The organism is Enterobacter sp. CM29, from assembly GCF_013179605.1.
Lineage (GTDB): Bacteria > Pseudomonadota > Gammaproteobacteria > Enterobacterales > Enterobacteriaceae > Enterobacter > Enterobacter intestinihominis.
In genome coordinates, this window is the sequence record NZ_JABMCU010000018.1 from 1 (window position 1) to 24,668 (window position 24,668).

Consider the following 24,668-nt stretch of genomic DNA (forward strand, 5'->3'; position numbering starts at 1 on the left):
GCGCTAAAGCCGGAAACCGCCACGCGGGTTATTGATGGTCAGCGTGAAACGGTCGCCATCAACACCCTGCGACCGGGTGACGTGATTGAAGTGCCCGCAGGCGGACGTCTGCCAGCCGATGGGGCCCTCGTTACCGCCACCGCAAGTTTTGACGAAAGTGCCCTGACCGGGGAATCCATCCCGGTTGCGCGCGCGGCGGGTGAAAAGGTGCCTGCGGGCGCCACCAGCGTCGACCGACTGGTGCAGTTGACGGTCATTTCCGAACCGGGCGACAGCGCCATCGACCGCATCCTCAGGCTGATTGAAGAGGCCGAGGAGCGCCGCGCGCCGGTAGAACGCTTTATCGATCGCTTCAGCCGGATTTACACCCCCGCCATCATGCTGGTGGCGCTGCTGGTCACCGTCGTCCCGCCGCTGTTCTTCGGCGCGCCGTGGGAGGGCTGGATTTACAAAGGGCTGACGCTGCTGCTGATCGGCTGTCCGTGTGCGCTGGTGATCTCCACCCCGGCGGCGATTACCTCCGGGCTGGCGGCGGCGGCACGTCGCGGGGCGCTGATTAAGGGCGGCGCGGCGCTGGAGCAACTGAGTCAGGTCCAGCACATCGCCTTCGATAAAACCGGCACGCTGACCGTCGGCAGGCCGCAGGTGACCGGCGTGTATCCGCAGGACATCAGTGAAGACGCCCTGCTGACGCTGGCCGCTGCCGTGGAGCAGGGTTCCACCCACCCTCTGGCGCAGGCGATTGTGCGTGAAGCGAAGGGCCGCGGGCTGAACATCCCTCCGGCAACGGCCCAGCGAGCGCTGGTCGGGTCAGGGATTGAAGCTGTGGTCGAAGGCAAAAAAGTGCTGATCGCCGCGGCGGACGCGCGCTCTACTCCACAGGTTGAGGCGCTGGAGCAGGCCGGGCAGACGGTCATTACCGTGATGCAGGACGGTGTGCCGATGGGCATGCTGGCGCTGCGCGACACCCTGCGTGACGATGCGAAAGAGGCCGTCGACGCACTGCACAGGCTGGGAGTACAGGGCGTGATCCTGACCGGCGATAATCCGCGCGCGGCGGCGGCGATTGCAGGCGAGCTGGGGCTGGAGTTTAAGGCCGGATTGTTGCCTGCGGATAAAGTCAGCGCGGTAACCGGGCTGAACAGCAACGCCCCGCTGGCGATGGTCGGGGACGGAATAAACGATGCCCCGGCAATGAAAGCTTCCACCATCGGCATTGCGATGGGCAGCGGCACCGACGTGGCACTGGAGACCGCCGATGCGGCGCTGACGCACAACCGCCTGACCGGGCTGGCGCAGATGATAGAACTTGCGCGGGCGACGCGCGCCAATATTCGGCAGAACATCGCCATTGCGCTGGGTCTGAAGGGGGTTTTCCTGGTCACCACGCTGCTCGGCATGACCGGACTGTGGCTGGCGGTACTGGCGGATACGGGGGCGACGGTGCTGGTTACGGCGAACGCGTTGCGGTTGTTGCGTCAAAGGTAAAAGTGAAACGGCAACCGGGTTGCCGTTTCTCGTGTTTGCCCCCTCTCCCCGCGGGAGAGGGCCGGGGTGAGGGCATCAGGCCGCACGCGTCACTGCATCCCTAACAGCCCCGGCAACCACAATGAAATCGCCGGAATGTACGTCACCATCCCCAGCACGACCAGCAACATACCGTAAAACGGCAGCATCGCCCGCACCACGTGTTCGATCTTCTGCTTACTCACCGCGCTCGCCACGAACAGCACCGACCCGACCGGCGGCGTGATCAGCCCAATCCCCAGGTTAACCATCATGATCATCCCAAAATGCACCGGGTCGATACCCAGTGCATTGGTCACCGGCAGCAGCACCGGCGTGAGGATCAGGATGATCGGCGCCATGTCCATCAGCGTGCCAATCAGCAGCAGCATGATGTTGAGGTACATGAGGATCACGTACTTGTTATCGGAGAGCGATGTGAAGAATTCGGTGATGCGCATCGGCAGTTGCATGTAGGTCATCACCGCCCCAAACGCCGCGGCAAAGCCGATTAAAATCATCACGATGGTGACGGTTTTCACCGTGCGGCACATCAGCTTCGGCAGTTCGCTCCACTTGTAGTCGCGGTAGATAAACATGGTGACGAAGAACGCCCACAGGCAGGCCACGGCGGCAGATTCGGTGGCGGTAAAAATCCCGGACAAGATCCCGCCGAGGATAATCACCACCGTCATCAGCCCCCACAGGGCATCGAGCATAATTTTCAGCGCCTGCCTGAACGGGATTTTGTCCCCCTTCGGGTAGCCGCGCTTGCGGGCGAAGCACAGGCAGAGCACCATCAGGCTCACGCCCAGCAGCAGGCCCGGCAGCACGCCCGCGATAAACAGTGTGGCGATGGAGACCGTTCCCCCCGCCGCCAGGGAGTAAATCACCGAGTTGTGGCTGGGCGGGATCAGAATCGCCTGCACCGACCCGCTGGCCGTCACCGCCGCCGCGTATTCGCGCGGATAACCCTTCTTCTCCATCTCCGGGATCATCACGCTGCCGATAGACGCCGTATCCGCCACCGACGAGCCGGAAATCGCGCCGAAGAACGTCGAGGCGACAATGTTCACCAGCGACAGCCCACCGCGGATAAAGCCGACGAACACGTAGGCGAAATTCACCAGCCGTCGGGCAATGCCCCCTTCCGCCATGATCGCCCCGGCAAGAATGAAGAACGGGATTGCCAGAAGGGTAAATTTATTCACCCCGCTGGTGATCTGGATCATCAGCGCCTCCAGCGGCAGGTCAATCCACAGCGCGCCCGCCACGGCGCTTAAGCCGACGGCGAAGGCCACCGGCATCCCCAGCGCCAGCAAAATGGCGAGGGTGAATAACAAAACAAAAGCATCCATTGTTCACCCCTTAACTGTGATTGCCGATCAGCACGACCGGACGGTTTTCCTGCGAGCCAAACAGCAGGCGTTCAAGCACAAACAGGATCAAAATGGCCGACCCGACAGGCAGAGGCAGATAGCTTTCGCCGGAGGTCAGGAGCGGAAACTCCGCCACCGGCTGCTCCCACAGCTCAACGCACAGCCAGTAGCTGTACCAGCACATCAGGCCAGAAATCAGCAGCATCAGCAGATCCACTACCCGCGCGCACAGCCTTTGCAGCGACGCGGGCAGGCGGTCGGTAAGCATGTTGACCGCAATATGCGACCCGGCGCGGTAGCTCACCGCCGCGCCGATGAAGGTAAACGTCACCATGCAGATAATGGCGATCGGTTCCGGCCAGGATTCGCCGCGATTGAGCACGTAGCGTGAGAAGATGCCGATGGGGATGACAATCGTCATCACCAGCAGCGAGAGACCCGCCACCGCCATGGCGAGCAGGTACAGACGATCCATCCACTTCAGGTAGAGTTCGGACATACGTACTCCGGATTACTGAACGTCAGCGATGGCTTTCATCAGATCCTGATGCTTGTCGCCATACTGCGCGCGCACCGGCTCAGTGGCTTTGATGAACACCGTTTTGTCGATATCGTGGAACTTCACGCCGCCAGCCTTCATTTTTGCCAGCGCCTGGTCGTTATACGCATTCCACAGCTTGCGCTGCTCGAACTGCGCTTCGCGGGCCAGCGTCAGGATCTTTTGCTGTTCGTCAGCGCTCAGTTTGTCCCATTTCACTTTGGAGTAGAGCAGCATTTCCGGAGTGATAAAGTGGCCGCTCAGCGTGTAGTTTTTGGCGATCGGCATGTAATTGTGGGCGATAAAGGTTGGCGGGTTGTTCTCCGCGCCATCGATCACCCCGGTCTGCATGCCGCTGTAAACCTCGCTGACGCCCATCGCCACCGAGTTCGCCCCCATCGCTTTCAGCGTGGCCAGCGCCACCGGGCTACCCTGGACGCGGATCTTCTTCCCTTTCAGGTCTTCCGGTTTAACGATTGGCTCTTTGGTGATCAGGTTGCGGGTGCCGGAATCCATCCAGCCGAGGAAGACCAGGCGCGATTTCGGGTTGGCGGTCAGCTTGTCGCCAATCTGCTTGCCGATATCCCCGTCGATCACCTTGTGCATGTGGTCTTCATCGCGGAATACGTAGGGCAGCGTAAACACTTCGATATCCGGCAGGATGGCGGCAACCGGCGCCATAGAGACGCGGATCATGTCTATCGCCCCCATCTGCGCCTGCTCAATCATCTGCTTTTCATCCCCCAGCACGCCGCCGGGGAAGACCTTAATCTCCAGCTTGCCATCGGTTTGTTGTTTGAGTTTTTCACCCATCTGCTGAACCGCCACCACGTTCGGGTAGCCTTCAGGATGCACATCGGCGGCTTTGATGGTCTGGGCAGAAACGGTGCAGGCAAAAGCAGACAGGCACAGAGCAGCCAGTAACGGCTTGAGGGTCGTTTTCATTGAGTCAACTCCAGGGTAGTGAAATAAGCGTTAAAACGATGTTTTAGTTTTTGACGTTTAAAAATTAGACTACGGCTGGAAAAAGGAGGGTGAAGCGCCTCACAAAAAGCGCGAAATTTTGAAACGATGGTTCGAAATTGTGATGAGTACTTGTCGGGTGGCGGCTGCGCCTTACCCGACCTACTACACCCGTAGGCCCGTGCAAGCGAAGCGCCGCCGGGCGTCAGGCCGCACTTACCCCTTACGAATCAAATACCGGTACGGCAAGGTCTCGGTTTGCTGCGCTACCAGTTCATGTTCCATAAAGGTACAAAAACCGGGAATATCGCGGGTAGTGGCCGGGTCATCGGCGACGATCAGCAGCGTTTCGCCGCTCTGCATGTTACGGACGGTCTTACGCACCATCATTACCGGCTCCGGGCAACGGAGGCCCTGAGCATCAAGCGTGTGGTCTGGGCTGGAAAACAGGTCGGTCATGTTCTTCTCGTTCAGGTAAAAACGGCTGTAGTTTACGCCCCGCTATCGCCAATGCAAACCAGGTTAACGATTGCGTGAAAATTAGCCATTGCAAAGTGTCGTTAAAGCAGTATCATGCGGCGGCTTTATTGGGTTCCCTCACCCCAAATATTAATCAAAAAGGTACAATATGAACTCCTTTACACAATCGCAACGCGTCAAGGCGTTGTTCTGGCTTTCGCTATTTCATCTGCTGGTGATCATCTCCAGTAACTATCTGGTACAGCTCCCCATCTCCATTTTTGGTTTCCATACCACCTGGGGCGCGTTCAGTTTCCCGTTTATTTTCCTTGCGACGGATTTAACCGTGCGTATTTTTGGCGCACCGCTGGCGCGGCGGATTATTTTTGCGGTGATGATCCCGGCACTGTTTGTCTCCTACGCCATCTCCTCGCTGTTTTACATGGGAAGCTGGCAGGGCTTCGAAGCCCTGACGCATTTCAACCTGTTCGTCGCGCGTATTGCCGCCGCCAGCTTTATGGCCTATGCCCTGGGGCAGATCCTTGATGTCCACGTGTTTAACCGCCTGCGTCAGAACCATCGCTGGTGGATGGCACCAACGGCTTCCACGCTGTTCGGTAACGTGAGCGATACGCTGGCCTTCTTCTTCATTGCCTTCTGGCGCAGCCCGGACGCCTTCATGGCAGAACACTGGATGGAAATCGCTCTGGTGGACTACGCCTTTAAGGTGCTTATCAGCCTGGTCTTCTTCCTGCCGATGTACGGCGTGCTGTTGAATATGCTGCTGAAAAGACTGGCAGATAAATCTGAAATCTCCGCATTGCAGGCAGGTTAAGGGTTCGCTTTATCAGTTGTGATAAGATGAACGAATGAGCCGCTATGGCCGTTTATCGAAAGGAAGAAGTCAATGCGCAATCTGGTTAAATATGTCGGGATTGGCCTGCTGGTTGTTGGCCTTGCAGCCTGTGATAACAGCGACACCAAAACGCCTGCTCAGGGCGCGTCAGCAGAAAGCAACGCCACCGGTCAGCCGGTGAGCCTGATGGATGGCAAACTCAGTTTCTCTCTGCCCGCGGACATGACCGATCAGAGCGGTAAGCTGGGCACCCAGGCGAACAACATGCACGTCTACTCCGATGCCACCGGGCAAAAAGCAGTCATTGTGATTGTCGGTGACGATACCAGCGAAGATCTGGGTGTGCTGTCCAAACGTCTGGAAGATCAGCAGCGCAGCCGCGACCCGCAGCTTCAGGTGGTGACCAATAAGTCTATCGAGCTGAAAGGCCACACGCTGCAACAGCTGGACAGCATCATCTCCGCCAAAGGCCAGACCGCTTACTCCTCCGTGGTTCTCGGCAAGGTAGATAATAAACTGCTGACCATGCAGATCACTCTGCCTGCAGATAATCAGCAAAAAGCGCAGGCAACCGCTGAAAACATCATTAACACCCTCGTGATCCAGTAATCGTTCACCAGGATGACGTGGCCTCCGTCGCTTGCGCCGGGGGCCATTTTTTTTCCATGACTTTAAGACTAACGCTCCAGACGAAGCGAATCCGGCGCACTACAATTAGCAAGCCCCCCGGAAAAAGGAATTCTTATGACTGCCAGCCCGCCCGACAAAGCCGGACTTCATATTTTATTAAAACTCGCCTGCCTGGTGGTTATCCTTGCGGGTATCCATGCGGCGGCGGATATCATTGTTCAGCTTCTGCTGGCGCTGTTTTTCGCCATCGTCCTCAACCCGCTGGTGACGTGGTTTTTACGCCGGGGCATCAGCCGCCCGGTCGCGATTACCATTGTGGTGATGGTGATGCTGGTTGTCCTGACGGCGCTGTTCGGCGTGCTCGCCGCCTCGCTGAGCGAATTTTCCACCATGCTGCCGCAGTACAATAAAGAGCTGACGCGCAAGCTGGTCGATCTCCAGCGCATGTTGCCGTTCGTTAATCTGCATATCTCACCGGAACGGATGCTGCGCCGGATGGATTCCGAGAAGGTGATGACCTACGCCACCACGTTGATGACCGGGCTTTCCGGGGCAATGGCCAGCATTCTGCTGCTGGTGATGACGGTGGTGTTTATGCTGTTCGAAGTGCGCCACGTGCCGTATAAGCTGCGTTTTGCCCTGAACAATCCGCAGATCCACATTGCCGGCTTGCATCGCGCGCTGAAGGGTGTGTCCAAATATCTGGCGCTGAAAACGCTGTTAAGCCTGTGGACCGGCGTGATCGTCTGGCTGGGGCTGGTGCTGCTGGACGTGCAGTTCGCGCTGATGTGGGGCGTGCTGGCGTTTTTACTGAACTACGTGCCCAATATCGGCGCGGTGCTTTCTGCCGTTCCGCCGATGATCCAGGCGTTCCTGTTTAACGGTTTTTATGAGTGCATGCTGGTAGGAGCGCTGTTCCTCGTCGTGCATATGGTGCTGGGCAATATTCTCGAACCGCGCATGATGGGTCACCGTCTGGGCATGTCGACGATGGTGGTGTTTTTATCGTTACTGATCTGGGGATGGCTGCTGGGACCGGTGGGCATGCTGCTCTCCGTGCCGCTCACCAGCGTCTGTAAAATCTGGATGGAAACCACGAAAGGAGGCAGTAAACTCGCCATTCTGCTGGGTCCGGGTCGGCCAAAAAGCCGTTTGCCGGGATAACCGGGTGGAAAGGGTTAAAAGTGACGTTTATTCGCCAGCGCGACGACAACATTGTACGATGTGCGCAGCAAATCGCGCTGGCGAAGAAAAAGTCACAGAAACAGGTTTATCGCGGACGCGCGTAGATGAAATTTACACTTACCCTTATCGACTGGCAGGCAAGAGCGCCAGGACTCAGCGATGCCGACGAATGGCAGGCATGGTCACGCCGGTCTGACGCCATCGATCCTGATGCACCGCTGGCGAAACTGACCGATCTGCCGATGATGACCGCCCGCCGCCTGAATTCAGGCAGCAAGCTGGCCGTCGATCTTGGCCTGATGATGCTGCGCAAACACCGCATCGACGCCGTCGTCTACAGCAGCCGTCACGGGGAGCTGGAACGCAATTTTCGTATTCTCCAGGCCCTGGCGGCAGATCAGCCCGTTTCCCCCACCGATTTTGCCATGTCGGTACACAACTCGGCGGTCGGCAATCTCACTATCGCCGCGCGTCAGCCTGTTGTCTCTTCGTCGGTTTCCGCCGGTATGGATACCTTCCAGCAGAGCTTATGCGAGGTGCTGAGTCTGCTACATGCGGGCTACTCACGCGTGTTGCTGGTAGATTTCGACGGTCTGCTGCCGGAGTTTTATCACGCCGGGCTGCCGCCGCAGATGCCCGTCTGGCCCTACGCGCTGGCGCTGGTAATTGAGGCCGGAAATACGCTCAGCTGTGAAACGCACGCCAACCGCAGGCCTGAAGAGCCCGCGCTGCCGCAAAGCCTGCAGTTCCTGCGCCATTACCTGCGGGACGAGCGCCAGTTTACCCTGCCGGGCGAGCGCCTGCTGTGGCAATGGACGCGCCAATGAGAGGGTTACGTTCCCGCCTCGATCGGGTATGGCGCATGCTGATGACCGGATTGTGCTTCGCCCTGTTCGGCCTCGGCGGGCTGACGCTGTCGCTGGTGTGGTTTAACCTGCTGCTGATTTTCCAGCGTGACCGCACCCAACGTCGCCGCCTGGCACGCCGCACTATTTCTGCCAGTTTCCGCCTGTTCCTCGCGGTGGTACGCGGTGTAGGGGTACTGGATTACCGTTTCAACAACCTGGACGTTTTGCGCGCCGAGCGGGGCTGTCTGGTGATTGCGAACCATCCCTCGCTGCTGGACTACGTTCTGCTGGCGTCGGTGATGAACGAAACCGACTGTCTGGTGAAAAGCGCGTTGCTGCGTAACCCGTTCGTCAGCGGCGTGATCCGCGCGGCGGACTATCTGATTAACAGCGAAGCCGACACGCTGCTTGCCGCAAGCCAGCAGCGTCTGGCCCAGGGCGACACCCTGCTTATCTTCCCCGAAGGCACCCGCACCCGGGTGGGGGAAGCCATTACCCTGCAGCGTGGGGCGGCGAATATCGCCGTTCGCTGCAACAGCGCCGTGCGCGTGGTGGTGATCCACTGTAGCGAACGGATGCTGGATAAACAGAGCAACTGGTATAACGTGCCCCCCAACAAACCTGTTTTCACCGTGGATGTTCGCGAACGCATCAACATTCATGATTTTTATGATGCGAGTCAGCACGAACCCGCGCTGGCGGCAAGGCAGTTAAACCGGCATATGCAGCATCAGTTAACAACCGGTCTTCAATCTTTGTCAGGAACGAAAGATGCAAGCGCTCTATCTTGAAATTAAGAATCTCATTATCTCTACGCTGAATCTGGAAGAACTTACCCCAGAGGATATTGATACAGACGCCGCGCTCTTTGGCGACGGCCTCGGTCTGGACTCAATCGACGCCCTTGAGCTGGGGCTGGCGGTAAAAAATCAGTACGGCGTAGTGCTTTCTGCCGAAAGTGACGAGATGCGTCAGCACTTCTATTCCGTTGCCACGCTCGCGGCTTTTATTCATCAACAACGCGCCTGAGAATGACCGCTATGACAGAACAACAAACGATTTATCAGGAAGTCTCTGCGCTTCTTATTACGCTGTTTGAAATCGCCCCGGAGGATATTACCCCTGAGGCACGGCTTTACGAGGATCTGGATCTCGACAGCATTGATGCCGTCGATATGGTAGTGCACCTGCAAAAGAAAACGGGCCATAAAATCAAGCCCGAAACCTTCAAAGCGGTGCGCACGGTGCAGGACGTCGTGGACGTTGTGGAACAGCTTCAGCGCGACGCGTAACGTGCGTTCGATTCCAGTTCTTCCCGCCCTGACGGGGCTGATGCTGCTGGCATGGCCGTTTTTGATCGGCTTCGGGCTGGCGAATAATAGCCTGCACGGGATACTGCCCGTGATGGCGCTGGTGCTGCTGTTACGCGTCTGCCAGGCCCGTCGGCAGGGCGGTCCCCTGCGTTATCTTTTCGTGAGCGTGGCGCTGGCTGGCATAGCGCTTTGCGCGGCGAGCTACGTCCTGCACGCGCACCAGTGGGTGCTGTTTTATCCGGTGGTGGTGAATCTGGTGATGCTGGTGGTGTTTGGTGGTTCGCTGTGGACGGCAATGCCTGTCGTTGAACGGCTGGCGCGCCTGCGTGAACCTGATCTCTCCCCTGTCGGGGTACGTTACACGCGCCGGGTTACCCAGGTCTGGTGCGGCTTTTTTATTATTAACGGGGCGATCGCGCTGTTTACCGTATTACACGCCGATATCCGTCTGTGGACGCTGTGGAACGGGATGATTGCCTATATCCTGATGGGCACGCTGATGGCCGGCGAGTGGCTGGTGCGACAACGGGTGATGAAAAACGATGCTTAACCCTCTCCCGCTTAGCCAGTGGCTCAGTGCGCCCCGCCCTGACGACACCCCTGTCGCCTGGCAGGACAACCATCTCTGGACGCTTGGCGATCTGCGCCACGACGTCACTCAGTTGGTCGACACGCTGCGTGATGAAGAAGGCGAGCGCTGGGCGCTGTGCATCGAAAACGGCTATCTGTTTATTGTCGCGCTGCTGGCGACGCTGCATGCGGGTAAAACGCCGGTCCTCCCTGGGCACAACCGGGCGGCGCAGCTTAACGAACAGCGGGCGCTGTTCAGCGGCGTCCTGAGCGACACCACGCTCGATTTTCAGGGGCGACAGCTGCGGGTGGCTTCCGCTCAGCGGGCAGGCCATCCCTTTTCACCGCTGCCTGCCATCGATGAGATGCGCACGATCGAGCTTTACACCTCCGGCTCGACCGGCACGCCGCAGCGGGTGAGTAAGCCGGTGGTCAGCCTGGATCGTGAGGCTCGTCTGCTGGCGGAACATTTTGGCGATCGTCTGGCAGGCTGTCACGTCGTCGCTTCCGTGGTGCTGCACCACCTGTATGGCCTGACGTTTCGTGTCGTCTTACCCATGGCGCTCGGCCTGCCGCTGCACGCCAGCCTGCTCAACTATGCCGAGCAGCTCTCTGCCCTTCCCGACGATAAACGCTATCTTTTCATCAGCAGTCCGGCGTTTCTCAAGCGGCTGGACGCGTCACTGACGCCGCCCCCCGTCAACCTGCTCTTCTCCGCTGGCGGCGCGCTGCCCTGGCAGGAGGTCGCCGCGGTTCAGGCCTGGCTCAACGTCTGGCCGGATGAAATATACGGCAGCACAGAAACGGGGGTTATGGCCTGGCGCTACCGTCAGGAGGAAAGCATCCGCTGGCAGCCTTTCCCCGGCGTGACGTTTCACGGCGATCGCGTGACGTCGCCGCTGATCCCCGAGGCGGAGGGGGTCCTGCTGGATGATATCCTGCACTTCACGGCTGACGGGCAGTTCAGCCTCGTCGGGCGCCGCGGTCGGGTGGTCAAAATTGAAGATAAGCGCATTTCGCTCGATGACATTGAGCGCCGCCTGCTGGCGCTGGACGGCATCCGCGAAGCCGCCGCGCTGACGGTGACGCGCGGCGGGCGTCAGGGTATTGGCGTATTGCTGGTGCTGAATAAAGCGGTGCGTCAGCAACACGAACAGAGCAAAAAAGCGCAGGAGCTCGCCTGGCGTCGCGCCCTTCGCCCCTGGCTTGAACCGGTTGCCGTGCCGCGCTACTGGCGGATCGTTGATGAAATTCCGGTCAACAGCATGAACAAGCGCGTAACTGCGCAGCTACAGGAGTTGTTTCATGAAAATCCCTGAAATCGAACGCCGCGAGCCTGGCCCCGGGTATCTGGAGATAACCCTTTATCTTGATCCTGACCTGCTCTGGTTTAAGGGACATTTCGCCGTACAGCCGCTGCTGCCGGGCGTGGCCCAGCTCGACCGGGTGATGCATTACGCTGCCGCGCTGGCGCCGGGCTACCGTTTTCACAGTATTCAGAACGTAAAGTTCGCCGCCCCGCTGTTACCGGAGAACACGGTCACGCTGCTCCTTGCCTGGCAGCCCGAACGCCAGATGCTGACCTTTAGCTACCAGCGCCATGCGGGTAACGAGCGTCACACCGCCAGCAGCGGGAAGATTCGCTTATGTCAGTAACCTTCCGTCCCTGCGTCCTGATCCCGTGCTACAACCACGGGGCGATGATGGCTTCGGTGCTGGCGCGCCTGGCGCCTTTCGATCTGCCCTGTCTGGTGGTGGACGACGGCAGCGATGAAACCACGCGCCGCACGCTTGAAGCGCTGGCGGCGGATCGTCCGCAGGTCACGCTGCTGCGCCTCGCCGAAAACAGCGGCAAAGGCGCGGCGGTGATGCAGGGGCTGAAAGCCTGTGCCGATCGCGGCTTCACCCACGCCGTTCAGGTGGACGCTGACGGCCAGCACGCTATTGAAGACATCCCCAAACTGCTGGCGCTGGCCGAACGCCATCCCGATGCGCTCATTTCCGGTCAGCCCGTTTATGATGACTCGATCCCCCGTTCGCGCCTGTACGGGCGCTGGATTACACACGTCTGGGTCTGGATTGAAACCCTCTCCCTGCAACTAAAAGACAGCATGTGCGGGTTTCGCGTTTACCCGATAGCGCCGGTAATGCGTCTGGCGGCGGGCACGCCGCTCGGCAGGCGGATGGATTTTGATACTGAAGTGATGGTGCGCCTCTACTGGCAGGGCAACACCAGCTATTTTCTGCCCACCCGCGTGACCTATCCGCCGGACGGGGTATCCCATTTCGATGCCCTGAAAGACAACGTGCGCATCTCGTTGATGCATACCCGTCTGTTTCTCGGCATGCTGCCGCGCATTCCTTCCCTGGTGATGCGTCGCCGCTCGCAGCACTGGGCGCAGCAGCAAGAGGTGAAAGGATTATGGGGCATGCGCCTGATGCTGCGCGTCTGGCAGTTGCTGGGGCGAAAGGCGTTTACCATCCTGCTGTGGCCGGTTACGGCCGTCTACTGGCTGACCGCCCGCGCTGCGCGTCAGGCGTCGCAGCAGTGGCTGACGCGGGTTAGAACGGTGATGGCACAGCGGCAAATGCCGCAACCCGCACGGCTTAACAGTTTTTCCCACTTCCTGCGCTTCGGTCATGCCATGCTGAACAAAGTGGCCAGCTGGCGCGGCGAAATGAAGCTTCATCGCGATCTGGTCTTTGCGCCAGGCGCGCAGGAGGCGCTGGGTCTTGACGATCCTCAGGGCAAACTGCTGCTCGCGTCGCATCTTGGCGATGTGGAAGCCTGCCGGGCGCTGGCCCAGCGCGAAGGGGCGAAAACCATCAACGCGCTGGTCTTTAGCGACAATGCTCAGCGTTTTAAACAGGTGATGGAGGAGATGGCGCCGCAGGCGGGCATTCACCTGATGCCGGTCACCGACATTGGCCCGGAGACCGCCATCCTCATTAAAGAGAAGCTGGATCGCGGCGAGTGGGTGGCGATCGTGGGCGATCGCATCGCCGTCACCCCGCAGCGCGGCGGCAGCTGGCGGGTGATATGGAGCGAATTTATGGGCCAGCCCGCGCCGTTCCCGCAGGGACCGTTTATCCTGGCGTCCCTATTGCGCTGCCCGGTGGTGCTGATTTTTGCCCTCTGCCAGCAGGGAAAGCTGACCCTGCACTGCGAGCCGTTTGCCGACCCGCTGCTGCTGCCGCGCGGTGAACGCCAGCAGGCGCTACAGCAGACCGTCGATCGCTATGCGCAGCGGCTGGAGCATTACGCGCTCTTGTCGCCTCTCGACTGGTTTAATTTTTTCGATTTCTGGCAGCTGCCAGAGGTCAACGAGAAGGAGTAAAGGGTGCTGACCGATCCCCGCTTTACGGCTGAAGTTGAAATCACCGTTCCGTTCCACGACGTCGATATGATGGGCGTGGTGTGGCACGGCAACTATTTCCGCTATTTTGAGATTGCCCGCGAAGCGCTGCTCAACCAGTTTGATTACGGCTATCGCCAGATGAAAGCGTCCGGCTACGTCTGGCCGGTGGTGGATACCCGGGTGAAATACCGCGACGCGGTGACCTTCGAGCAGCGCATTCGCGTCCGCGCCCATATTGAAGAGGTTGAAAACCGTCTGCGCATCGCCTATCAAATCTTCGACGCGCAAACCGGGAAACGCACCACCACCGGCTACACCATTCAGGTGGCCGTGGAGGAAGCAAGCCGGGAGATGTGCTTTGTCAGCCCGGCCATTCTGTTCGAACGCATGGGGATCGCGCCATGAAGTGGATAACGCTACTCGCGCTGCTGGTAAGCCCGCTGGTGAACGCGGTCACGCTGGATGAACTGCAACAGCGGTTTGCAGAGCAACCGGTGGTGCGCGCACACTTCGAACAGATCCGCACGATCAAGGACATGCCTCAGCCCCTGCGCTCGCAGGGGGAGATGCTGATCGCCCGTGACAATGGCCTGCTGTGGGATCAAAAAGCGCCGTTCCCGATGACGCTGCTGCTGGATGACAAACGGATGGTGCAAATCGTCAACGGTCAGCCGCCGCAGACCATTACCGCCGACACTAACCCGCAGATGTTCCAGTTCAACCATCTGCTGCGGGCGCTGTTCCAGGCCGACCGCAAGGTGCTGGAAGAGAACTTCCGCATCGATTTCAAAGACCTGGGCGAAGGCCGCTGGTCGCTGGTGCTGACGCCCGTTACCACGCCGCTGGACAAGATTTTCTCCACCCTTGATTTGAAGGGCGCGATCTATCTGGAATCCATTCGCCTGAACGATAAGCAAGGCGACACGACGGATATCGCCCTCTCCCGCCACCAACTGACGCCCGCCCGCCTGACCGATGCAGAACGCCAGCGCTTTGCCGCACCGTAACGCCCTGCGCCCGGCGCTGCTGTGGGCCGCGGTATGCCTGATCCTGCTGGGCGTGCTGCTGTCGCTGCTGCCTGGCGCGCGGCTGAACAGCAGCGTGCTCGCCATGCTGCCGAAACAGACGCTCGGCGCGATCCCTCCCGCCCTCAACGACGGATTTATGCAGCGCCTCGACCGCCAGCTCATCTGGCTGGTCAGCCCTGGTAAACAGCCGGACCCGCGCGTGGCGCAGCAGTGGTTAACCCTGCTGCAACGCAGCCAGGCGCTGAGTGTCGTAAAAGGTCCGCTGGATGCCGCCGGGCAACAGGCCTGGGGAGATTTCTTCTGGCAGCACCGCAATGGCCTGGTCGATCCGGCCACCCGCGCCCGCCTGCAAAACGGCGGTGAAGCGCAGGCTCAGTGGATCCTGTCCCAGCTTTACTCCGCCTTTTCCGGCGTGAGCGGCAAGGAGCTGCAAAACGATCCGCTGATGCTGATGCGCGGCGCGCAGCTCGCGCTGGCGAAGAACAGCCAGAAGATGCAGCTGATGGACGGCTGGCTGGTGACAAAAGATGCGGCCGGGAACTATTGGTATCTGCTGCACGGCGAGCTGGCAGGCTCTTCGTTTGATATACAGCAAACCCACCAGCTGGTGACCACCCTCAACGCGATGCAGCAGACGCTGACAAGCCAGTATCCACAGGCGCAGCTGCTGTCGCGCGGGACGGTGTTCTACAGCGATTACGCCAGCCAGCAGGCTAAAAAAGATATTTCCACGCTCGGCGTCGCCACGGTACTCGGGGTGATCCTGCTGATTGTGTCGGTGTTTCGCTCCGTGCGTCCGCTGCTGCTGAGCCTGCTCTCCATTGCCATCGGCGCGCTGGCGGGGACGGTCGTGACGCTGCTGCTGTTCGGTGAACTGCACCTGATGACGCTGGTGATGAGCATGAGCATCATCGGCATCTCGGCGGACTATACGATTTACTACCTCACGGAGCGGATGGTGCACGGCGCGGAACACTCGCCCTGGCAAAGCCTGGCGAAAGTACGTAACGCGCTGCTGCTGGCGCTGCTGACTACCGTCGTGGCGTATCTCTTCATGATGCTGGCCCCCTTCCCCGGCATTCGTCAGATGGCGGTGTTCGCCGCCGCAGGGCTGAGTGCCTCGTGCCTGACGGTAATGTTCTGGCACCCGTGGCTGTGCCGGGGCATGCCGGTCCGCCCGATCCCCCTGAGAGGGATGATGCAGCGCTGGCTGAACGCCTGGCGCGACAGCAAAGCCCTCTCCGTCGGGCTGCCGGTAGCACTGGCGCTGCTCTCCGCCATCGGGATCGCCAGCCTGCGGGTGGATGACGATATCGCCCGGCTTCAGGCGCTGCCGCAGGACATTCTGGCGCAGGAAAAAACCATCACCGCCCTGACCGGGCAAAAAGTCGATCAGAAGTGGTTCGTAGTGTATGGCGCGTCGGCTCAGGAAACGCTGGAGCGGCTGGAGGCGTTTACCCCGGCGCTGGCGCAGGCGCAAAAAGCCGGAGAATTAACCCGCTGGCGCACCCTGCCGCTGAACTCGCTGGCGCGGCAGAACAGCGATCTGCAACTTCTGCGTAACGCCGCGCCGACGGTGACGAAAATGCTGCAAAGCACGGGGCTGAATGCCGTCGCCCCGAATCTGAACGCCATGCCTGTCAGCGTGGAGGCGTGGCTCGCTAGCCCGGCCAGCGAGGGCTGGCGTTTGCTGTGGCTGACGCTGCCGAACGGCAAAAGCGGTGTGCTGGTCCCGGTCGATGGCGTCAGAAACAGCGCTGCGCTCGGTGAGCTGGCCGCCCGCCATCCCGGAGTCGTCTGGGTTGACCGTAAGGCCAGCTTCGACAGCCTGTTTGCACTCTACCGCGCGCTGCTGACGGGGCTGCTGGGCGTGGCGCTGGCGGTGATTGCCTGCGGCGCGGTGGTGCGCCTCGGCTGGCGAAAAGGGCTGGTGGCGCTGGTGCCGTCCGTGCTGTCGCTGGGCGGCGGGCTGGCGGCGCTGGCCGTGACGGGCCATTCGGTGAACCTGTTTTCCCTGCTGGCGCTGGTGCTGGTCCTCGGCATTGGCATCAACTACACGCTGTTTTTCAGCAACCCGCGCGGCACGCCGCTGACCTCCATGCTGGCGATTACCCTCGCCATGATGACCACCCTGCTGACGCTGGGAATGCTGGTGTTCAGCACCACTCAGGCCATCAGCAGCTTTGGCATTGTGCTGGTGAGCGGTATCTTCACCGCGTTCCTGCTCGCCCCGCTGGCGATGCCGACTAACAAAGAGAACTTACCATGACCCGTTTCATTCGCCTGGCGGCAGTGATGATGGCCCTGTTGCTGGCGGGGTGTAGCCATACGACGAACCGCGATGACGCGCGCCCTCAGGCCTGGCTCCAGCCCGGCACCCGCGTCACGCTGCCACCGCCGGGCATCACGCCTGCCATCCGCGCGCAGCAGTTGCTTACCGGCAGTTTTAAAGGCCAGACCCAGTCGCTGCTGGTGATGCTGAACGCCGATGGAAATAAAGTGACGCTTGCCGGCCTCTCCTCCGTCGGGATCCGCCTGTTCCTCGCCACCTACGACGACACCGGGATCCACACCGAGCAGTCGGTTGTGATGCCGCAGTTGCCGCCAGCCAGCCAGGTGCTGGCCGACGTGATGCTCAGCCACTGGCCCCTCAGCGCCTGGCAGCCGCAGTTGCCGAAAGGCTGGACGCTGAACGATACTGACACCAGACGCGAACTGCGCAACCCCGATGGCAAGCTGGTCACGGAAATTGCCTACCTGAACCGTAACGGCAGGCGCGAACCGATTAGCATTGTGCAGCACGCTTTTCACTACCACATCACCATTCAATATCTGGGTGACTGAGATGATTTACCTTTCTGCCGTTGGCATGGTCAACGCGCTCGGCAACTCGGCTGATGAAATAGCGGCAAACCTGAACGCTGGCGTGGCCCCCGGGATGCGCCAGCGTGCGGGCTGGCTACAGGGCTTACCCGAGGCCGTGCTGGGCGGGGTGGAGGGTGATCTTCCCCCTGTTCCCGGGTCTTTTTCTGCGCATCGAAGTCGCAACAACCAGCTGCTGCTGGCGGCGCTGGCGCAAATCCGGCCCGCCGTCGATGCGGCCATTGCGCGCGTGGGGCGCGACCGCGTGGCGGTGGTGCTGGGCACCAGCACCTCCGGACTGGACGAGGGTGATGAGTACGTGCGCCGCGCGCAGAACGGCGAGCGCAGCCCGCAGTGGCAATATCCGCAGCAGGAGCTGGGCGATCCGTCGCGCTTTCTCGCCAGCTGGCTTGCGCTGGACGGCCCGGCGTATACCATCTCGACCGCCTGCTCCTCCAGCGCACGGGCGATCATCAGCGGCCGTCGCCTGATCGACGCCGGTCTGGTGGACGTCGCCATCGTCGGCGGGGCCGACAGCCTGAGCCGCATGCCGGTCAACGGCTTCAACAGCCTGGAATCCTTCTCCCCCACCCTGTGCGAACCGTTTGGCCGCAACCGTCGGGGGATCACCATTGGCGAAGCGGCAGCATTGATGGTACTGACCCGCGAGCCGGGCGAGATTGCGCTCCTGGGCGCGGGGGAATCCAGCGATGCGTACCATATTTCCGCCCCACATCCGCAGGGCGAAGGGGCGATCCGCGCCATCACCCAGGCGCTGAACGAGGCGGGCATGACGGCGGCGGACGTCGGTTATATCAACCTGCACGGCACCGCCACGCCGCTGAACGATCGCATTGAGGCGCAGGTGATCCACGATCTCTTTGGCGACCGCGTGCCGTGCAGCTCCACGAAACATCTTACCGGCCACACGCTGGGTGCCGCCGGGATCACCGAGGCCGCCCTGAGCTGGCTGATCCTGACCCGAGACCTGCCGCTGCCGCCGCAGGATTTTTCCCGCTACGCGCCGGACGACACCCTGCCTGCCTTCGGCCTACTGCACCAGAGCGCACCGCTGAAAAAAGCGGTGATCCTGTCAAACTCCTTCGCGTTTGGCGGCAACAACGCCAGCCTTCTGCTGGGGAGAGTATGATGCGCTACTTACCACCCGGGGATTATCTTCCTCACGACACGCCGATGCTGCTGCTTGAGAGCGTGGAAAGCGTCACCGATGACCGCGCCATTTGCAACGTGACGGTGAACGAACGGGGCGTTCTGGCGCCGTTTCTGGACGCAGGCGGCAACCTGCCCGGCTGGTTTGCGCTGGAGCTGATGGCTCAGACCGTGGGCGTCTGGTCTGAATGGCACCGGATGCAAAAAGGGCTGCCGCACTGTGCGCTGGGTATGGTGCTGGGCGCGCGCGAGCTGGTGTGCGACGCAGGGCATTTTGCCGCAGGCAGCACGCTGATCATCACCATCGAACGTCTGATGCAGGATGAGCGCTTTGGCAGCTTCGAGTGCACCATTCATGCGGATAATATTTCCCTCGCCACGGGCCGCGTAAACACCTTCCAGCCGAGCGAGGAAGAATTAACCACACTTTTTAACCAGGGAACACCATCATGAGATCCGTACTGGTCACCGGCGCCAGCAAAGGCATTGGCCGCGCTATCGCCCTTCAGCTTGCGGCGGACGGTTTCACCGTCGGCGTGCATTACCATCGTGATGAAGCGGGCGCGCAGGAGACGCTGGAGGCGATTGTCCAGGCAGGCGGCGCGGGCCGTTTACTCACCTTTGACGTGGGCAACCGCGAGCAGTGCCGTACGGTGCTGGAACAGGCGATCGCTGACCACGGCGCGTGGTATGGCGTGGTCAGTAACGCCGGTATTACCCGCGACGGCGCATTTCCGGCGCTCAGCGACGATGACTGGGACAGCGTGATCCACACCAATCTCGACAGTTTTTATAACGTCATTCATCCCTGCATTATGCCGATGATCGGCACCCGCAAGGGCGGGCGGATCATCACCCTGTCGTCGGTGTCAGGCATTATGGGCAACCGTGGGCAGGTGAACTACAGCGCGGCGAAAGCCGGGATCATCGGCGCCACCAAAGCGCTCGCCACCGAGCTGGCAAAACGCAAAATCACCGTCAACTGCATCGCGCCGGGGCTGATTGATACCGGTATGATCGAGATGGATGAAGCCGCGCTGAACGCGGCGATGTCGATGATCCCGATGCAGCGTATGGGCCAGGCCGAGGAAGTGGCCGGGCTGGCGAGCTACCTGATGTCGGATAAAGCAGGCTATGTGACGCGACAGGTGATATCGATCAACGGAGGCATGCTATGACCCGCCGGGTAGTGATTACGGGCATGGGCGGCATCACCGCATTCGGCGAGGACTGGCCGACCATCTCGCGGCGTCTGCGCGAGTATGAAAATGCGGTACGTACCATGACGGAGTGGCAGGCGTATGACGGCCTGCAAACCCTGCTCGCCGCGCCGATTGAAGATTTCACTCTGCCCGCTCACTATACCCGTAAGCGCATTCGCGCTATGGGCCGCGTGTCGCTGCTCTCAACCCGCGCCACCGAGCTGGCGCTGGAGCAGGCGGGACTGATCGACAACGCGGTGCTGACCAACGGTCAGACCGGCATCGCCTACGGCTCGTCGACGGGCAGCACCGGGCCGGTCAGCGAGTTTGCCTCCATGCTCACCGAAAAGCACACCCACAACATCACCGGCACCACCTACGTGCAGATGATGCCGCACACCACGGCGGTGAATACCGGACTGTTCTTTGGCCTGCGCGGACGGGTGATCCCCACCTCAAGCGCCTGTACCTCTGGCAGCCAGGCGATTGGCTACGCCTGGGAAGCGATTCGTCACGGCTACCAGACCGTGATGGTGGCAGGCGGCGCGGAAGAGCTGTGCCCGTCGGAAGCGGCGGTTTTCGATACCCTGTTTGCCACCAGCCAGCGTAACGACGCGCCTAAAACCACGCCGTCGCCGTTTGACGTTCAGCGCGATGGCCTGGTGATTGGCGAAGGGGCGGGCACGCTGGTGCTGGAAGCGCTGGATCACGCCAGAGCACGCGGGGCGACAATCTATGGTGAGATCGTGGGCTTTGCCACCAACTGCGATGCGGCGCACATCACCCAGCCCCAGCGTGAAACCATGCAGGTGTGTATGGAGCAGTCGCTGGCGATGGCGGGCCTTAGCCCTCAGGACATTGGCTACATTTCTGCCCACGGCACGGCAACCGATCGCGGGGATATCGCCGAGAGTCAGGCGACCGCCGCTATTTTCGGCGACAGCGTGCCCATCTCATCCTTAAAGAGCTATTTCGGCCATACCCTGGGTGCCTGCGGCGCGCTGGAAGCCTTGCTGAGTCTGCATATGATGCGGGAGGGCTGGTTCACGCCGACGCTCAATTTAAGACAACCGGATGAGCAATGCGGCGCTTTAGATTATATTATGGGGGAAACCCGCCCGATTGATTGCGAATTTATTCAGAGCAATAACTTTGCCTTTGGCGGCATTAATACCTCGATAATCATTAAACGCTGGGCGTAACTATGTACCAGTTTGTACTGGGAAAGATCTCCACCCTTAGCGCGGACCCCCTGGCGTCAACGCTCGCAGATATGGCACCTCAGGGTGCGCGATACGCTTCCTGGCTTGCAGGCCGGACGCTGCTCGCCAGAACTTTATCCCCCTCACCGCTTCCCGAGATAATCTACGGCGAGCAGGGAAAACCGGCCTTCGCTAACGGCCATCCGCTGTGGTTTAACCTGAGCCACAGCGGGGACGATATTGCCATGCTGATAAGCGATGAAGGCGAGGTTGGCTGCGATATCGAAGTGATCCGCCCGCGGGAGAACTGGCAGGCGCTGGCGAATGCCGTTTTCAGCCTCACCGAGCATGACGAGCTGGAGCGTGAAGCACCGGAAGAGCAGCTTTCCGCATTCTGGCGCATCTGGACGCGCAAAGAGGCGATCGTCAAACAGCGTGGCGGCAGCGCGTGGCAGATTGTCAGCATTGACAGCACCGCCCAGTCGCTCCCGGTCAGCCAGCTGCGCTTCGGCTCGCTGAGTCTGGCGGTCTGTACCCCTACGCCTTTCACCTTAACGGCGGAATCGGTGACTTACTCCGGTATTTCTGCGGCATAAAAAACGGCCATTCGGGTTAAAACCGAAATGGCCGTTGTGCATTTAACGCGTTGCTAAGCTTATTTTAAATTATCTGGAAAGTTTTTTGGCAACTCGCTGGCAGCACACGCAATAACGCTATCGTCATTCGCACCGCAGTCGCGTACAAAAGTAATCGTCGCAAATTCATCAATCACTTCGGTTGGATACGCTGGCCCGGCATCACGGTAGCTGTTCATCAGCGGAATGTGATCGTTCTGGAAGCAGACGGTTTTTTCCGGATTATTCATGACCCAGCGTGGGAAGAAGATGGTGCCGTGGAACAGGCGGTCGCCCAGGTTCACAATCAGGCTCACGTCGGTACCGGTTGGCTCCGTCCAGGAAATTTTATAGATGCTTTCCCCGACGCGGACAATGTAGGCCTGCTGATCTTTCACCCAACGATTGCCCACCAGACCACTGTGAATACGGTAGTCGAGCGTGTTCTCGTTTTTAACGTAAATTTCGTAGTTCCAGCCATTGTCGTAGGTATATACCAGATGTTTGCCGACGAAACCGCTTAAATCATGTTTATCGAAGGTGCTCATAAGATGTCTCCTTTGTTTTGATGAGACGATCGTACCCCTTCAAAAAATGAATGAATAACGCTATGTTTGAATCAAATTCATCCAAAATTTAGATTAATCATGCACAAGACGACGCTCGAACAGTGGGCCTTGCTGGAAAGAGTCATCGAGGCTGGCAGCTTCGCTAAGGCGGCGGAAGAGACCCATCGCAGCCAGTCCTCGGTCAGCTATAACCTGTCGCTTTTGCAGGAGCGGCTGGGCGTAGCGCTCCTGATGACAGAGGGACGCCGTGCCGTGCTGACCCCGGCGGGTGAGCTGTTGCTGAACCAGGTTAAACCGCTGCTGAAAGCCTTCGCCTATGTTGAAACGCGCGCTGCGACCCTGCGCAGCGGGATGCGAACCCGTATCGACCTGATGGTAGACAGTATTTTTCCGCGCAGTCGGCTGTTCGCGATTTTGCGCCAGTTTCAGCAGCTGTACCCGCAAACGCAGGTGCGGCTTACCGAGGTGCTGGAAAACAGCCGCGCAGATGCGCTCAATGATGAGGCCGACGTGATGGTCTTAACCCGCCGCCAGGACATTACCGGCCTGGGCGAATGGCTGATGAATATCGATTTTGTTGCCGTCGCGCATCACGCGCACCCGCTGTTTGCGCTGGATACACCGCTTAACGACGAGATGCTTCGACCGTGGCCGCGCATTCAGATCGCAGACAGCCAGCCCACCGTTCGCCCCACCGGGGAGTCATGGACATTCTCCACCATCGATGCCGCGATCGAAGCAGTGATGTATCAGGTCGGATATGGCTGGTTACCGGAAGAACGCATTCAGACCCCGCTCCAGCAGGGCATCCTCAAAATCCTGCCCCTCAGCCACGGCGTTCGACGCGCCACGCCGCTGCACCTCATCGTTAAACGCTCCCTCAGCCCGCTGGACGAGCAGGTTGAGACGCTGTTGCGCCTTTTTAAACAGGAGCCGTCATCGTCAACTGCTACGCTTTAAGTTTTGAACCATAAAACGACAAGGAGTGAACGATGAAAATCGATTTAACGGGGAAAGTGGCGCTGGTGACCGCGTCCACCGGCGGTATTGGGTTTGCCATCGCCCGCGGACTGGCGGAGAGCGGTGCGGAAGTGATCGTCAACGGGCGCAGCGTCGACTCGGTGAACAAAGGCATTCAGGCGCTCCAGCAGGTGGTGCCAGGCGTACAGGTCCGTGCCGCCATCGCCGACCTGAGCTCGCAGGAGGGCGTTGACGAACTACTCAGGGTCGCCACGCACGTCGATATTCTGGTGAATAACGCCGGGATCTATGGCCAGCAGGATTTTTATTCCACCGACGACGAGACCTGGGAACGCTACTGGCAAACCAACGTGATGTCCGGCGTGCGCCTCTCCCGTGCCCTGCTTCCCGGTATGGTACAAAAAGGCTGGGGTCGGGTAGTGTTTATCTCGTCAGAATCGGCCTGCAATATTCCTGCGGATATGATCCACTATGGCGTGACAAAAACCGCCCAGCTTTCGCTGGCGCGCGGTCTGGCGAAGTTCGTGGCAGGCAGCGGCGTCACGGTGAACAGCGTGCTGCCGGGCCCGACAATGTCGGACGGTTTTGCCGCAATGATGAAAGACGAGATGGAGAGAACCGGCAAATCGCTGGAGCAGCTGGCGAAAGCGTTCGTGATGGAGAATCGCCCCAGCTCGGTTATTCAGCGCGCCGCAACGGTAGAAGAAGTGGCGAATATGGTGGTGTATGTCTGTTCCATGCAGGCCTCCGCGACTTCCGGCGCGGCGCTGCGCGTTGACGGTGGCGTGGTGGATGACATAGTTTAAGCCACCCGCCGGGCCGTAATGTAGCGCTGCTGCCAGTAGTTGTTGGTGAGCGTGGAAACGGTCACCCCTTTGCTACTTGAGGCATGGATAAACTGGCTGTTGCCTATATACACGCCGACGTGCCGACGATGTGGGCCGGTCTGAAAGAACACCAGATCCCCAACCTGCAGACTGTGTTGTGCCACCCGAACGCCACGGTGGATCTGCTCCCCAGTGGTTCGCGGCAGGGCCAGATGGGCGGCATCGCTGAACAGGTGTTGCATCAATGCAGAACAATCTACTCCCCTATGCGTCGTACCGCCCCAGAGGTAGTGAGTGCCTTTCCACTTCTGGTATTGGTCAAGAATGCGGGAGCGAAGCGGATCGCTCTCCGGATGAAGTAGCTCAGCTTTTGCGGGTGCAACCGTTAAGTCGCTGTGCGTCACGAGCATAGAGGCTGGCAGCTCAAAGCTAAGCGCCGAAAATGAAACAAAACTTAACGAAAGGATTGAAATAAACGATCTGAAAGTCATATTAAAAAAGAAGCAGTGAGAGAATTTTTCCTTACCTGTGGGGCCAACGTTCCCCTGAAATATCTTTCGATGCGGCGATAATATATACAGCTCGTTTTTTGACCAACTTTTTTCAA

29 protein-coding genes are annotated in these 24,668 nt (G+C 59.8%); 23 read left to right on the forward strand and 6 right to left on the reverse strand.

Features of this window, described 5'->3' with window-relative positions:
* Positions 1 to 1,488 (forward strand): heavy metal translocating P-type ATPase (locus HP459_RS04115; RefSeq protein ID WP_171935958.1); only part of this gene is annotated, 1,488 nt, incomplete at its 5' end.
* A gap of 89 nt (positions 1,489 to 1,577) precedes the next feature.
* Here HP459_RS04115 and HP459_RS04120 read toward each other — a convergent pair.
* The 4 genes from HP459_RS04120 to tusA all read right to left on the reverse strand — a co-directional run bounded on the left by HP459_RS04120 (position 1,578) and on the right by tusA (position 4,845).
* Complete coding sequence (locus tag HP459_RS04120; RefSeq protein ID WP_022649674.1) at positions 1,578 to 2,864, reverse strand: TRAP transporter large permease; 1,287 nt, start codon at positions 2,862 to 2,864, stop codon at positions 1,578 to 1,580.
* Positions 2,865 to 2,874: 10 nt separating this feature from the next.
* A complete protein-coding gene (locus HP459_RS04125) occupies positions 2,875 to 3,384 on the reverse strand; it encodes a TRAP transporter small permease (RefSeq protein WP_023298808.1) in 510 nt (169 codons plus the stop codon).
* Positions 3,385 to 3,396: 12 nt separating this feature from the next.
* The gene (locus HP459_RS04130; RefSeq protein WP_022649675.1) at positions 3,397 to 4,368 is read right to left on the reverse strand and encodes a TRAP transporter substrate-binding protein; all 972 of its coding nucleotides are present in this window, start codon (positions 4,366 to 4,368) and stop codon (positions 3,397 to 3,399) included.
* Between the two features lie 234 nt (positions 4,369 to 4,602).
* The gene (gene tusA / locus HP459_RS04135; protein WP_000130627.1) at positions 4,603 to 4,845 is read right to left on the reverse strand and encodes a sulfurtransferase TusA; all 243 of its coding nucleotides are present in this window, start codon (positions 4,843 to 4,845) and stop codon (positions 4,603 to 4,605) included.
* Positions 4,846 to 5,014: 169 nt separating this feature from the next.
* Between tusA and HP459_RS04140 the strand changes: the two genes are divergently transcribed.
* From HP459_RS04140 to acpT, 20 genes are all read left to right on the forward strand, one after another.
* The gene (locus HP459_RS04140; RefSeq protein ID WP_022649676.1) at positions 5,015 to 5,680 is read left to right on the forward strand and encodes a 7-cyano-7-deazaguanine/7-aminomethyl-7-deazaguanine transporter; all 666 of its coding nucleotides are present in this window, start codon (positions 5,015 to 5,017) and stop codon (positions 5,678 to 5,680) included.
* Between the two features lie 72 nt (positions 5,681 to 5,752).
* On the forward strand, positions 5,753 to 6,310 hold the full coding sequence (locus HP459_RS04145; protein WP_022649677.1) for a DcrB family lipoprotein: 558 nt from the start codon (positions 5,753 to 5,755) through the stop codon (positions 6,308 to 6,310).
* A gap of 135 nt (positions 6,311 to 6,445) precedes the next feature.
* Positions 6,446 to 7,495 (forward strand): AI-2E family transporter, encoded by a 1,050-nt coding sequence (locus HP459_RS04150; RefSeq protein ID WP_003861270.1) that lies wholly within the window; start codon positions 6,446 to 6,448, stop codon positions 7,493 to 7,495.
* A gap of 125 nt (positions 7,496 to 7,620) precedes the next feature.
* A complete protein-coding gene (locus HP459_RS04155) occupies positions 7,621 to 8,343 on the forward strand; it encodes a beta-ketoacyl synthase chain length factor (RefSeq protein ID WP_023307137.1) in 723 nt (240 codons plus the stop codon).
* Complete coding sequence (locus HP459_RS04160; RefSeq protein WP_058677289.1) at positions 8,340 to 9,155, forward strand: 1-acyl-sn-glycerol-3-phosphate acyltransferase; 816 nt, start codon at positions 8,340 to 8,342, stop codon at positions 9,153 to 9,155. The genes HP459_RS04155 and HP459_RS04160 overlap by 4 nt, the downstream gene beginning before the upstream one ends.
* A complete protein-coding gene (locus HP459_RS04165) occupies positions 9,136 to 9,393 on the forward strand; it encodes a phosphopantetheine-binding protein (RefSeq protein WP_003861263.1) in 258 nt (85 codons plus the stop codon). Before HP459_RS04160 ends, HP459_RS04165 begins: the two co-directional genes overlap by 20 nt.
* 11 nt (positions 9,394 to 9,404) lie before the next feature.
* Complete coding sequence (locus HP459_RS04170) at positions 9,405 to 9,656, forward strand: acyl carrier protein (protein WP_003861262.1); 252 nt, start codon at positions 9,405 to 9,407, stop codon at positions 9,654 to 9,656.
* Positions 9,628 to 10,227, forward strand: a complete 600-nt coding sequence (locus HP459_RS04175; RefSeq protein ID WP_063853837.1) for a hypothetical protein — start codon at positions 9,628 to 9,630, stop codon at positions 10,225 to 10,227. Before HP459_RS04170 ends, HP459_RS04175 begins: the two co-directional genes overlap by 29 nt.
* Positions 10,220 to 11,566, forward strand: a complete 1,347-nt coding sequence (locus tag HP459_RS04180) for an AMP-binding protein (protein ID WP_108367957.1) — start codon at positions 10,220 to 10,222, stop codon at positions 11,564 to 11,566. Before HP459_RS04175 ends, HP459_RS04180 begins: the two co-directional genes overlap by 8 nt.
* On the forward strand, positions 11,553 to 11,903 hold the full coding sequence (locus HP459_RS04185) for a (3R)-hydroxymyristoyl-ACP dehydratase (RefSeq protein ID WP_022649683.1): 351 nt from the start codon (positions 11,553 to 11,555) through the stop codon (positions 11,901 to 11,903). Before HP459_RS04180 ends, HP459_RS04185 begins: the two co-directional genes overlap by 14 nt.
* A complete protein-coding gene (locus HP459_RS04190) occupies positions 11,894 to 13,585 on the forward strand; it encodes a glycosyltransferase (protein ID WP_171935959.1) in 1,692 nt (563 codons plus the stop codon). The genes HP459_RS04185 and HP459_RS04190 overlap by 10 nt, the downstream gene beginning before the upstream one ends.
* Before the next feature lie 3 nt (positions 13,586 to 13,588).
* Entirely contained in the window at positions 13,589 to 14,011 is a 423-nt protein-coding gene (locus HP459_RS04195; RefSeq protein ID WP_006812302.1) for a thioesterase family protein, read from the forward strand.
* On the forward strand, positions 14,008 to 14,613 hold the full coding sequence (locus tag HP459_RS04200) for an outer membrane lipoprotein carrier protein LolA (RefSeq protein ID WP_108367959.1): 606 nt from the start codon (positions 14,008 to 14,010) through the stop codon (positions 14,611 to 14,613). The genes HP459_RS04195 and HP459_RS04200 overlap by 4 nt, the downstream gene beginning before the upstream one ends.
* Positions 14,582 to 16,903: an MMPL family transporter gene (locus HP459_RS04205; protein WP_171935960.1), complete on the forward strand. Its 2,322-nt coding sequence runs from the start codon at positions 14,582 to 14,584 to the stop codon at positions 16,901 to 16,903. The genes HP459_RS04200 and HP459_RS04205 overlap by 32 nt, the downstream gene beginning before the upstream one ends.
* A complete protein-coding gene (locus HP459_RS04210) occupies positions 16,900 to 17,478 on the forward strand; it encodes a DUF3261 domain-containing protein (RefSeq protein ID WP_022651978.1) in 579 nt (192 codons plus the stop codon). Before HP459_RS04205 ends, HP459_RS04210 begins: the two co-directional genes overlap by 4 nt.
* 1 nt (position 17,479) lies before the next feature.
* Entirely contained in the window at positions 17,480 to 18,646 is a 1,167-nt protein-coding gene (locus HP459_RS04215; protein ID WP_063201343.1) for a beta-ketoacyl-[acyl-carrier-protein] synthase family protein, read from the forward strand.
* Complete coding sequence (locus HP459_RS04220; protein WP_022649690.1) at positions 18,646 to 19,119, forward strand: dehydratase; 474 nt, start codon at positions 18,646 to 18,648, stop codon at positions 19,117 to 19,119. The genes HP459_RS04215 and HP459_RS04220 overlap by 1 nt, the downstream gene beginning before the upstream one ends.
* Positions 19,113 to 19,844, forward strand: a complete 732-nt coding sequence (locus HP459_RS04225) for a 3-ketoacyl-ACP reductase FabG2 (protein ID WP_032626847.1) — start codon at positions 19,113 to 19,115, stop codon at positions 19,842 to 19,844. The genes HP459_RS04220 and HP459_RS04225 overlap by 7 nt, the downstream gene beginning before the upstream one ends.
* Positions 19,841 to 21,070 carry a beta-ketoacyl-ACP synthase gene (locus tag HP459_RS04230; protein WP_045622198.1) on the forward strand — a complete coding sequence of 410 codons (1,230 nt, stop codon included), beginning with the start codon at positions 19,841 to 19,843 and terminating at the stop codon, positions 21,068 to 21,070. The genes HP459_RS04225 and HP459_RS04230 overlap by 4 nt, the downstream gene beginning before the upstream one ends.
* A 2-nt stretch (positions 21,071 to 21,072) precedes the next feature.
* On the forward strand, positions 21,073 to 21,666 hold the full coding sequence (gene acpT / locus HP459_RS04235) for a 4'-phosphopantetheinyl transferase AcpT (protein WP_022649693.1): 594 nt from the start codon (positions 21,073 to 21,075) through the stop codon (positions 21,664 to 21,666).
* A 59-nt stretch (positions 21,667 to 21,725) separates the two neighbouring features.
* Here acpT and HP459_RS04240 read toward each other — a convergent pair whose 3' ends face one another.
* Positions 21,726 to 22,232, reverse strand: coding sequence for a phenolic acid decarboxylase (locus tag HP459_RS04240; RefSeq protein ID WP_022649694.1), 507 nt, complete (start codon positions 22,230 to 22,232; stop codon positions 21,726 to 21,728).
* Between the two features lie 99 nt (positions 22,233 to 22,331).
* On the opposite strand from HP459_RS04240, the gene HP459_RS04245 reads away from it, so the two are divergent.
* Both HP459_RS04245 and HP459_RS04250 read left to right on the forward strand, forming a co-directional pair.
* A complete protein-coding gene (locus tag HP459_RS04245; RefSeq protein WP_023298821.1) occupies positions 22,332 to 23,213 on the forward strand; it encodes a LysR family transcriptional regulator in 882 nt (293 codons plus the stop codon).
* A 32-nt stretch (positions 23,214 to 23,245) separates the two neighbouring features.
* Complete coding sequence (locus HP459_RS04250) at positions 23,246 to 24,040, forward strand: SDR family NAD(P)-dependent oxidoreductase (RefSeq protein WP_022649696.1); 795 nt, start codon at positions 23,246 to 23,248, stop codon at positions 24,038 to 24,040.
* On the opposite strand, the gene HP459_RS04255 is transcribed toward HP459_RS04250, so the two are convergent.
* Positions 24,037 to 24,552: an NlpC/P60 family protein gene (locus HP459_RS04255; protein WP_171935961.1), complete on the reverse strand. Its 516-nt coding sequence runs from the start codon at positions 24,550 to 24,552 to the stop codon at positions 24,037 to 24,039. The genes HP459_RS04250 and HP459_RS04255 overlap by 4 nt on opposite strands.
* Positions 24,553 to 24,668: the final 116 nt, after the last annotated feature.